Source organism: Agitococcus lubricus (genome assembly GCF_003051055.1).
GTDB classification, from domain to species: domain Bacteria; phylum Pseudomonadota; class Gammaproteobacteria; order Pseudomonadales; family Moraxellaceae; genus Agitococcus; species Agitococcus lubricus.
Map to the genome: position 1 here is coordinate 36354 of NZ_QAON01000020.1, position 10529 is coordinate 46882.

A 10529-nucleotide genomic window follows, 5' to 3' on the forward strand; every position below is an offset into this window, starting at 1 on the left:
CGTCATCACGCGGCGCATCCGCAAAGATATCAACTATTTCTGCATGAATCGGCCGTTTAGCTCAGACTTGAGAGCGCTTATTATGTTTAAACGTTTGTTAGGTTTTTTATCGACAGATATCGCCATTGATTTAGGTACAGCCAATACCTTAGTGTTTATGCCGAAAAAGGGCATAGTCCTCGACCAGCCGACGGTAGTTGCCATTCGTCAAGGGGATGCAGGGCGTAGTATTGCTGCGGTTGGCACAGAGGCCAAACAAATGTTGGGACGGACCCCGATGGGTTTGAGTGCGATACGGCCTCTTAAAGACGGTGTGATTGCCGATTTAGAAATGACTGAAGTATTATTGGTACGTTTTTTACAAAAAATTCAGCATAAACCCGTCTTAAAACAAAATTTACGTGTGTTGGTCAGTGTTCCCTGTAAAGCGACTTTATTAGAGCGACGTGCTATCAAAGAAGCGGCTGATGGGGCAGGTGCGAACGAAATTCGTTTAATTGACCGACCTATGGCTGCCGCATTGGGGGCAGGCTTACCTGTTGATACGGCCTGTGGTTCGATGATTGTGGATATAGGTGCAGGTACGACAGAAATTGCCGTTATTTCTTTATTGGGCAGCGTCTATTCTGATTCGATTAGAACGGGTGGTGATGTGCTCAATGAACGAATTGTCACCTATATTCGTCGACAATATGGGTGTTTGATTGGTGAGACAACCGCCGAACACATCAAACAAGAGTTGGGTATGGCGATGGTATTGGATGAGCAAATACCCGAATTAGAGGTGCGTGGTCGTCATTTATCCGCAGGGGTGCCGACGGCCATTAAAGTCAATGCCCAAGAAATCAGTACCGCTTTGCAAGAGCCGCTACGTAATATTGTGAATGCCATTAAAAATGCCCTTGAAGATATGCCCGCAGAACTCTCTGCTGATATTGCGGAGCGTGGCATCATGCTCACAGGGGGAACGGCATTATTACGGCATTTAGATAAATTTTTATTACAAGAGGTGGGCTTACCTGTGATTGTCGCCGAAGAGCCCTTAACCTGCGTCATTCGCGGTATGGGACAAGCCTTGGCCTACTTAGATAATCCTGCTTATGACAGTTTGTTTGTCCACTGATGCGCGACATTATCGATAGAGACAAACGCCGCTTTGAAGATATTCCCGCAGAGGGGTATCGCTTAGTGGTGGCTGTACTGTTGTGTACGGTCTTGATTGCAGGGGATACGTTATATCCCCAATACAGTCAGCCCATACGTCAATACAGTCAGCAGGTGATAGAGCCTTTTGTCCGTCTATTAAGCTATCCTGCACGGCTCGTACACGGTTTGACTGACCGCCTACGTAGTCAAAAAGAGTTGTACGAAGAAAATAAAATTCTCCAAGCCGAACTGCTACAAAATGCCGCTCAATTACAACAGTTAGCAGAAAGTCGTGCCGAAAATAGCCGATTACGTGCCTTGCTACAGGCCAGTTTGCGCATCAATGACCATATCCTCAATGCGGAAATCATTTCCATAGACCCTAATCCCTATCATCGGGTGTTAATCTTAAATAAAGGCACTCGCGAAGGCATGGAGCTTGGGTTACCCGTGTTGGATGCAGACGGTATTATGGGGCAAGTGATTCAGGTAACACATCGTTTGTCATCCGTCATGCTGATTTCTGACCCGCGCCATTCGATTCCTGTCCGTATAGAACGTAATGAGGGGCGGGCTATTTTAACGGGGATGGGAGATAGTCAACGACTTAAACTCGACTATGTGCCCGAAACCGTAGACATTAAAGTGGGCGATAAATTGATAAGCTCGGGTTTGGGACGAAATTTCCCCGCAGGTCACCCTGTCGCGATTGTGTCAGAGGTCAAACGTCTGGCAGGGCGTGAATTTGTCGAAGTCTATGCCCGTCCAGTCGCCAATTTAGACCATAGCCGTCATGTGATTGTCTTATTTAGACGCTCTTTACACGACGAGCAACCCACCATCACCCCCCTTGACAGCATAGAGGAGGTGAAACCATGAAGCTCGCAGAGCCTAAATCAACGCTTCCGCTGAGTTTTGTCTTGGCTTTTTTGTGGGCTTTGTATCCACTGCCACCAGAGTTAGCATTATGGCGACCCGATTTAATGCAACTGTTGTTAATATTTTGGGGCTTACATTATCCGCATAAAGTCAGTATTGGCGTTAATGTCGTGTTGGGTTTGGCGTTGGCGCTCATGTTAAACCAAACATTAGGCATTTATGCCTTGTCGTGGGCAGTCAGTGCCTACCTAAATCGACTCTATATCCGACGTGCACGTATGTCGTCTGCGTTGGTCACGACGTTATGGGTATGTTTTTTAGTCACCCTCGCGTTTAGCTTACGTTTTTTTATCTATGCGCTCATCGGGCAAGCGTATAATGGTTGGCAATACGCTTTACCCATTATCACGACGACCTTAGCATGGCCTCTTGTGGTTATGAGTTTACAACGTTGGCGACGTGATTATTAACGCATATCGGCGGTATTGTCTTCAGATAGCCGTGTAATAGGATTGACCTATGCTGTATTTAGCTTCCACTTCTCCGCGTCGACGTGACTTGTTAAACCAATTGGGTTTAGAGTTTCAGGTATTATCGGTACATGTCGATGAGTCGGTACAGCCGCATGAATTGGCGAGTCACTATGTAGAACGATTAGCACGCGCCAAAGCACATGCAGGCTTTCAACAGAGACAGTCGGCTTCCGATTTAGTGTTAGCGGCAGATACGACGGTGGTGCTAGATGGCCACATCATCGGCAAACCCGAAAATTATGCGCAAGCGCGGGATTTGTGGCAACAAATGAGTGGTCGAGCGCATCAGGTATTAACAGGTATTGCACTCGCTAATCAACAGGCCATGCGTAGTCAAGTGGTGAGTACGGAGGTCTATTTTAAGCCTCTCTGTGAAGCAGAAATGCACGCTTATTGGCATACGGGCGAACCGCAAGATAAAGCAGGTGGCTATGGTATACAAGGTAGAGGTGCATTATTCGTACAAAAAATTATAGGGAGTTACAGTAACGTGGTTGGCTTACCGTTGGTAGAAACGGCACAATTACTGACTGAATTTGACTATCCTATTTGGTAATACGAAGCATGTCTTAGTCTTAAAGCATCTCTTTTCGCTATTATAAGTAAAACTTAACAATTATCAGAATATCAACAGATACATACATTATGTCAGAAGAAATACTTATCAATATCACGCCGATGGAATCACGCGTAGCCTTAGTCGAAAATGGCACGGTACAAGAGTTATTTGTGGAGCGTACGGCCAAGCGAGGCTTAGTCGGTAATATTTATAAAGGTAAAGTGGTACGGGTATTACCGGGTATGCAAGCCGCTTTTGTCGAGATTGGTTTATCACGCACTGCCTTTTTACATGCTAATGACATCATTTGGCCTAAAAGAACAGAAGACCTTAACGAGCCACCGTTAATTACCGAGTTATTACACGAAGGACAAATGATTACTGTCCAAGTCATGAAGGATATGTTGGGCACTAAAGGGGCACGTTTAAGCTCTGATTTATCTATTCCCTCACGTTATTTAGTTTATATGCCCTTTGGTGAGCATATTGGTATCTCTCAGCGTATTGAAAGTGAAGCAGAACGCGAACGCCTGAAAAGTTTGACGCGTTTGATTCGAGAGGAACATGCAGACAGCTTAAAAGGTGGGGTGATTGTGCGTACCGCTGCCGAAGGGGTGAGTGAGGAGGAATTACGCCAAGATATGGCGTTTCTCATTAAGTTATGGCAGTACATCAAAGAAAAAAAACAAAGTACACAACAGCCAGCTTTGATTTACGAAGAGTTACCGCTCTATCAACGTATTATTCGCGATATGGTCATTCAAGACATCAGTAAAGTCTACATTGACTCGCGTGAGACCTTTGCCAAAATCTTAGAGTTTGTGCGTGAGTTTGTGCCCAGCGCCGAAGAAAAGTTAGAACATTATCCTGGCGAAAAACCCCTATTCGAGCTATATAATGTCGAAGAAGATTTACAAAAAGCCTTATCACGTAAAGTACAACTCAAGTCGGGTGGTTATTTAATCATTGACCAAACCGAAGCAATGACCACGGTTGATGTCAATACAGGTTCGTTTGTAGGTTCGAGAACCTTAGAAGATACCGTTTTTAAGACCAATTTAGAGGCCACACATGCCATTGCACGCCAATTACGCCTGCGTAATTTGGGTGGAATTATCATTATTGACTTTATTGATATGCAAGAGGATGAGCATCGTAGCCAAGTGCTAAAAGCTTTTGAAAAAATGCTCACCCGCGACCATGCCAAAACCAAAATTACTCAAGTCTCCGAGTTGGGCTTGGTGGAAATGACGCGCAAACGAACCCGCGAATCCTTAGAACATTTGTTGTGTGAAACCTGCCCAACGTGTCAAGGACGAGGCTCCGTCAAAACCGCCGAAACGGTGTGTTTTGAGATTTTTAGAGAAATATTACGTGAGGCACGTGCCTATGATGCCGCGAATGGTTATATGGTCATTGCTAATCAAAAAGTGATTGACCGTTTATTATCAGAAGAGTCGGCAGCCGTCGCTGATTTAGAACTGTTCATCGCAAAGCCCATCCGTTTTCAGGTAGAGAGTCTATATACCCAAGAACAATATGACATTGTATTGGTGTAAAGTGGCTAGCTGGCGTACATGGCGAAAAGTAGGTATTGGCCTCGCATTGGGCTGCTGCCTATTACTGTGCGTAGTCGCGTTATTGGCAACCTTTGTTTTGCCAATGGCCAGCCATTATCAGAGCCGTATTGAGCAACAACTCAGTGTTGCCATGCAGACGCCTGTCAAAGTCACCAGTTTAGAAGCCTATTGGTTAGGGATAGAACCAGATATCACCATAAAAGGCTTAAAGATTTACCACCCACAACACGCGAATGTCGTGTTATTAGAAATCCCTTATATTCATTTGGAATTGGCACTGTGGCAAAGTTTATGGCATTGGGATATTCGTCTTGATGCACAGGCGAAAGGTATTTCCCTACAACTGGCACAACAAGCCACAGGTGAGTGGGTTATTAAGGAGTTATTGGCACTGGGGCCAAGTCGCCCAGAGGTGCGTAAAACAGCAGTGAATTGGCTGCTAAAACAAGCAGATTTACGGTTTGACGAACTGAAAATCCACCTGCAGCCTTATCAAGCACCGTCTATCCAACTCGACGACCTCCGTCTTATCAACCGTAATCGGGGTCAACAACACGATTTTAGACTGTATGCCAACTGGCAACAGCAACCGCTAAAGCTGTTTGCCAATTTGACTGCAAAAGCGGATTTTTTACAAGCCAGTGCATGGTCTGGTCAGTTATATACCCAATTACCAACACAGGCTTGGCAGCCGTGGTTGCATCGTAGTTTGACTCCAAACTTGGGATTAGAAAATCTTTTAGCTGGCGCAGAAGTGTGGGCAAGCCTGCGGCAAGGGCAATTAACAGGCCTAAATGCTAAATTAAATATCGCGCATGTCCGAGCAAATTATCAGCAACAAAACATAGAGGCACAAATAACAACGCTATTCTCATGGCAACAACAAGCACAGGGTTGGCAACTGGACGTTGACCATGTGACGGGCAATATCAATCATCACCCTGTACAATTACCTAATTTTCGTTTGTTGCAATCTGCTGCACATTATTATCGTCTCGATACTTCACGCTTTGATATTAAAGACATCGTGACCATAGGGCATGTGGTTGCCCCAACAGTATTCAGAGATTGGCTACGACAAGCCCAACCACAAGGCACTATTGATCATTTGGCACTCGCATGGCAAACAACCGAAGCCGCACCTACCTTGTTACTAGCGCAAGTACAAGCCAAGGCCGTTACTGTCAAAGCGACAGCGAGCAGCATAGGTGTACAAAATGCCGACTTCTGGTTAACACATCAACCAACAGGTGGAGTGGGGGCATTAACCATTAAACGGGGGGTATTAGACCTTAAACAGGCGTATCGAGTACCAACACCCGTCAATCAGCTACATGCCAAACTGCGTTGGTCTGCCGATGAGCATGCGTGGTACGTCGAAACTAACAAAATTACCGTCGCTAATGCCGATGCACATGGCGAAGCCTTACTGAAATTAAGAATTCCCAAACAAGACCCTTCGGCAACAGAAATGCGTTTATTAGCCAGTATTGATGAAGGTAATTTGGCCAGTGTGTGGCGTTATGTGCCGTGGCCACCCGCAGGTGACGATACGTTAGCATGGTTAAAGTCGGCCTTGGTTGCAGGACGGATTAAACACGGTGATTTTTTGTATGACGGGGTGCTTATAGATACCCCTCAGCGTGCACCAAGCACCATGCAAATGAATTTTTGGATAGAAGATGGCCAACTCGCCTATCAAGCAGGGTGGCCAATGCTGAAACAACTGGATGCAAAAGTCAGTATTTATAATCGACGCCTTGAGGTAATGGCTAGTCAAGGTCAAATCTATCAAAGCATTCCACGTCATATTCATGCGGTGATTCCTGATTTGAGTCAGCCCGTCCTAAATCTGACAGCCGATATCGATGCCACAGGCGATGATATGATGCGTCTGTTTCAAGAAACTCCACTCCAGTCAGATACAGGACGAGTAGCGCAATTGTTGCATATAAACGGAGAAATTGCGGGTCAACTGGCGTTAAGGATTCCGTTAACAACGGCGAATCAAGACGATGTGTATGTGAAAGTAAAAGCCGATTTAACAGGCAATCCTGTCATTCTAAAACAAAGTAGCGAGTTTGACTTATGGTTAACAGGCACAGTGAATTATGAAACGGGTCGTGGTTTGACAAGTCAAACGATACAAGGCTATTTTTTGAGTCAGCCTGTCTCTGTCAAATTAGCGAGTTTATTAGATAATCAAGACGTAGCCGCCATACAAATTCAAGCTAATGGACAAATTGCCCCCAATAATCTCAAACCGTGGCTAGGCGATTTAACCCGCTCCATGAAAGGAAAAACACAGTATCAAGCGGCATTGACCGTGCCTGTGTCTGATGAGCCTGTTCATATTTCGTTAAGCTCCGACTTACAAGGCTGGACGATAGACTTGCCCGAACCGTTAGGTAAAAAACAGTCGGCTATCCCGTTTCACTATGAAATGCAATTAGATAATCAACAAGAGCAAAGTGCGTATTTGATGTATGGTACCCGTTTACAAACTGGTTTTGCCATTAAAGATGGCAAAATTACGCGCGCTTTAGTCCAATTGGGAGAAAGCTGGTTAGGCGATTTGCCACCTGAAGGCTTATGGGTGAAAGGGCGTTTGGGCAGTGTGGATATTGGCGAATGGTTGCCGTGGTTGAGGCCAGCTGCTAATAATATTGCGCCCAAAAATGTGGCAACCGTCTTGCCTGAATTACAAAGTTTTGCCGTGGATATTGACCGTTTGAGTTATGGCAATTATTTATTACGCGATGTACGTTTGGGCTTAGAGCAAGAATCCAATCAACAATGGCGCTTACAGATATTGAGTAATGATTTGAGTGGCGAGGCCTTATTACCGCATACGGCGCAACAGCCCTTAGTCTTACGTATTCAAAATTTAAGTTTGCCGTTTGAAAACACAGGCCAAGTGCAATCAATGATGCAGCTTAAAGGCCAAGACAGTTGGTCTATTCCTAAAATTGAGCTGTATCTGGCAGATGTTAATTTTAAGTCTTGGCCTAAGCTCGCACACTCCGAAATCAGAGCGACTGTCTTACCGACCTCTAAAGGGATTCGGCTCACCCAAGCCAGCTTAAAAAATGCCTTATTTACGATAGACAGTACGCTAGACTGGCAATGGCGTGGCACAGAGTCAACTAGTTATTCTGGCCAATTAGTACTCAATAATGCCGCTAATTTGTTTACAGCGTTTAACCGTGACCCCTTATTAAGTAGTCAACAAGCGAATGCCCATCTGAGTTTACAATGGGCTGGTAGCCCTACCGCCTTAGATTTGGCACACTTAAACGGTCAATTGAGTGTGAGTTTAGATAAAGGGCGTGTATTAAACCTAAATCGTTTAGTCAGTTTGTCGCGTTTATTAGGGGTACTAGACACAGATAACTTTAAGCGCCGACTCAAATTCGATTTTAGTGACATTACGCAAAAAGGATTAGCCTACGACAAACTGACCTTCAAAGCGCATATCAGTGAGGGGGTACTAAAGAATCAATTAGCGTTTATTAGCCCGTCCTTAAAAGCACAGGGGCAAGGCGAAGTGAATCTAGTGACCCAAAGTTTAGACCAACAAGTCGATATTTCTGTGCCTATTAGTAGTGCCGTTCCTTATGCTGCCGCCGTCGTTGCAGGCCCTGTGGTGGGTGGCGCTTTGGTAGCGGCCGAAGCCTTATTGGATGACCCTCTCACCAAGGCCACCACCTTGCATTATCAGTTACAAGGTAATTGGCAAAACCCTACCATTCATCGTCTCAAAAAACCGATTTTACCGTGGCGTAATTGGTTTAAGTGGGATAAACCCTAACGAGTTTCAAAGACAGGCATGAGCTGCCGAGTCAGTGCTAAGAAGAAAGGAGAACTGCATGTCTGTCCGTGTTGCAGCCATTCAAATGTTAAGCAGTGAGCAATTAGCGAGTAATTTACAAACAGCTACCCAGTTATTTGCGCAAGCCAAAGCACAAGGCGCGTGTTTAGTGGTACTGCCTGAAAACTTTGCCATGTTTGCCGCAGGGGTGCAGTATCAAACAGCGGTTACGCATTTTGTCGAGATTCAACAATGGTTGGCTGAGCAAGCAAAACAACAGCAATTATGGATTATTGCTGGTAGTATACCTTGTGCATTCAGACCTGATGGCAGCCCTGTACCCGATAAAAAAGTGCGTTCTTGTTGTCTTGTCTATAACCCACAAGGTGACTGTGTCGCGCGTTATGATAAAATTCATTTGTTTGATGTACAGGTAAACGATGCCCAAGGCAGCTACCAAGAGTCGGCCACCTTTGAGCAGGGTACAGACCTCGTCGTCGTAAAAACCCCCTTTGCTAATATCGGCTTAAGTATTTGTTATGATGTCCGCTTTCCTGTGCTTTATCAGCGATTACGTGATTTAGGCGCAGAGATAATAGTCGTACCCGCTGCTTTTACCTATTTAACAGGCCAAGCCCATTGGCAGACCTTATTACGTGCGCGCGCCATAGAAACACAATGTTTAGTCATTGGTGCAGGGCAAGGCGGACAGCATAACGCGCTACGTCGTACTTGGGGACATAGCCAAATTATTGACGCATGGGGAAATGTGTTGGCTGAACAACAGGAAGTGGGTGCAGGCGTGGTTGTCGCTGATTATGATTTAGTCGAGCAGTACAGAATTCGTCAACAAATGCCACTTTTGCAACACCGACGGCTATGCTAAAACACAGTGCTAGCGTATATTTAACAAGCATATACAGACAGAATCTTGCAATCATGCAACACAGTCGACAGTAATAAAACTTTTTTTTTATAGAATGATGAAGCCAGTCTTGCATTGGTATAAGCAGTAGCAGAATGATGGAGAGCAATAATGAGCGATAGCTTGGCGGATTATTTAGGACAAGTCCCTATCTTTTCTAATCTCACATTGCCTGAGCTGCAAACTATCGAAAAATATATGTTTTTTAATAAAGTAGAATCAGGTGAGTTTGTTTTCAAAGAAGGCGAAAAAGGCGACTATGTGTGTTTTGTCATGCACGGTGCTTTAGATGTGATTAAACTAAACCAACATGCCCAGCCTGTGGTGATTACTACCTTGGCAAAAGGAAGTTCTATTGGTGAAATGGCACTGATTGATAAATTAACCCGTTCAGCCTCCGTGCGTGCGTGTACAGCGTCTGGTTTAATTGTGTTAACCCGTAAAGGCTTTGAGATGATTCTGAAGTTACACCCAGAAATTGGCATTAAAATTTTGAAGGGGATAGCATCCTTGCTCAGTATTAACTTGCGCAAAACCTCTGACAAATTAGCCGAGTTTATGCCGCCGTTGGCTTAATTAGCGGCATTCAGCAGGAGCTAAATTTGCAGGTACACTCCCGATGGGAGCCCCGAGCATGCCCCTGTCATTGGCTGTATTTTGTGTGGCAGAAGAACAAGCCCAGTCAATAGCCCCAGAGGTACCATGGTCGATGGCGTCAACGAGCTTCTCGGATGCTGTTGCAGACGTTCTGATATACGGGGATAAGTAAATAATATTGGCTGAAGTGCCGAGACCGACAAAATCACTATTGAGGGTGATTTCAATTTCGCCTGTATCTCTATCAATATGTATTTGGTCAACAAATTTACTGTTGGTGCCTGTACCCCCCGCTTGGGCATTCCAAAAATCGGCAGTGCGTGCCAAATCGTCCAAAGAGGAAGCGCCTTCACTCGCCACCAGTGTCGTAACGCTTTTGGCCAAATTGAGAGACTCAGTATGATCCTAGCCAACTAAATGGACAATTATTCCCTCTAAAGCTAATTTAAGAATTATGTTTGGAGAGAAGAAATGGCAAAACGTTTTAGCCCTGAATTTA

9 protein-coding genes are annotated in these 10529 nt (G+C 45.0%); 8 read left to right on the forward strand and 1 reads right to left on the reverse strand.

The features are described from left to right. Positions 1–79 precede the first annotated feature (79 nt). The 8 genes from C8N29_RS14760 (at position 80) to C8N29_RS14795 (ending at position 10009) form a co-directional block, all read left to right on the forward strand. Positions 80–1123, forward strand: coding sequence for a rod shape-determining protein (locus C8N29_RS14760; protein ID WP_204509370.1), 1044 nt, complete (start codon positions 80–82; stop codon positions 1121–1123). Beyond that, positions 1123–2025: a rod shape-determining protein MreC gene (gene mreC / locus C8N29_RS14765; RefSeq protein ID WP_107866841.1), complete on the forward strand. Its 903-nt coding sequence runs from the start codon at positions 1123–1125 to the stop codon at positions 2023–2025. The genes C8N29_RS14760 and mreC overlap by 1 nt, the downstream gene beginning before the upstream one ends. Further along, positions 2022–2495 carry a rod shape-determining protein MreD gene (gene mreD / locus C8N29_RS14770; protein ID WP_107866842.1) on the forward strand — a complete coding sequence of 158 codons (474 nt, stop codon included), beginning with the start codon at positions 2022–2024 and terminating at the stop codon, positions 2493–2495. The genes mreC and mreD overlap by 4 nt, the downstream gene beginning before the upstream one ends. A gap of 49 nt (positions 2496–2544) precedes the next feature. Next, complete coding sequence (locus tag C8N29_RS14775) at positions 2545–3114, forward strand: Maf family protein (RefSeq protein WP_107866843.1); 570 nt, start codon at positions 2545–2547, stop codon at positions 3112–3114. An 89-nt stretch (positions 3115–3203) separates the two neighbouring features. After that, positions 3204–4676: a ribonuclease G gene (gene rng / locus C8N29_RS14780; protein ID WP_107866844.1), complete on the forward strand. Its 1473-nt coding sequence runs from the start codon at positions 3204–3206 to the stop codon at positions 4674–4676. Further along, a complete protein-coding gene (locus C8N29_RS14785) occupies positions 4657–8508 on the forward strand; it encodes a YhdP family protein (RefSeq protein ID WP_107866845.1) in 3852 nt (1283 codons plus the stop codon). The genes rng and C8N29_RS14785 overlap by 20 nt, the downstream gene beginning before the upstream one ends. Before the next feature lie 58 nt (positions 8509–8566). Next, complete coding sequence (locus C8N29_RS14790) at positions 8567–9394, forward strand: carbon-nitrogen hydrolase family protein (RefSeq protein ID WP_107866846.1); 828 nt, start codon at positions 8567–8569, stop codon at positions 9392–9394. Between the two features lie 150 nt (positions 9395–9544). Continuing rightward, positions 9545–10009, forward strand: coding sequence for a cyclic nucleotide-binding domain-containing protein (locus C8N29_RS14795; RefSeq protein ID WP_107866847.1), 465 nt, complete (start codon positions 9545–9547; stop codon positions 10007–10009). Here C8N29_RS14795 and C8N29_RS14800 read toward each other — a convergent pair whose 3' ends face one another. Beyond that, positions 10010–10414 (reverse strand): pilin, encoded by a 405-nt coding sequence (locus C8N29_RS14800; RefSeq protein ID WP_107866848.1) that lies wholly within the window; start codon positions 10412–10414, stop codon positions 10010–10012. Between the last annotated feature and the right edge of the window lie 115 nt (positions 10415–10529).

Excerpts from the sequence above, each read along its gene's own strand:
- mreC (WP_107866841.1), top strand. The coding sequence starts at position 1,123 with ATGCGCGACATTATCGATAGAGACAAACGCCGCTTTGAAGATATTCCC.
- mreD (WP_107866842.1), top strand. The coding sequence starts at position 2,022 with ATGAAGCTCGCAGAGCCTAAATCAACGCTTCCGCTGAGTTTTGTCTTG.
- C8N29_RS14775 (WP_107866843.1), top strand. The coding sequence starts at position 2,545 with ATGCTGTATTTAGCTTCCACTTCTCCGCGTCGACGTGACTTGTTAAAC.
- rng (WP_107866844.1), top strand. The coding sequence starts at position 3,204 with ATGTCAGAAGAAATACTTATCAATATCACGCCGATGGAATCACGCGTA.
- C8N29_RS14785 (WP_107866845.1), top strand. The coding sequence starts at position 4,657 with ATGACATTGTATTGGTGTAAAGTGGCTAGCTGGCGTACATGGCGAAAA.
- C8N29_RS14790 (WP_107866846.1), top strand. The coding sequence starts at position 8,567 with ATGTCTGTCCGTGTTGCAGCCATTCAAATGTTAAGCAGTGAGCAATTA.
- C8N29_RS14795 (WP_107866847.1), top strand. The coding sequence starts at position 9,545 with ATGAGCGATAGCTTGGCGGATTATTTAGGACAAGTCCCTATCTTTTCT.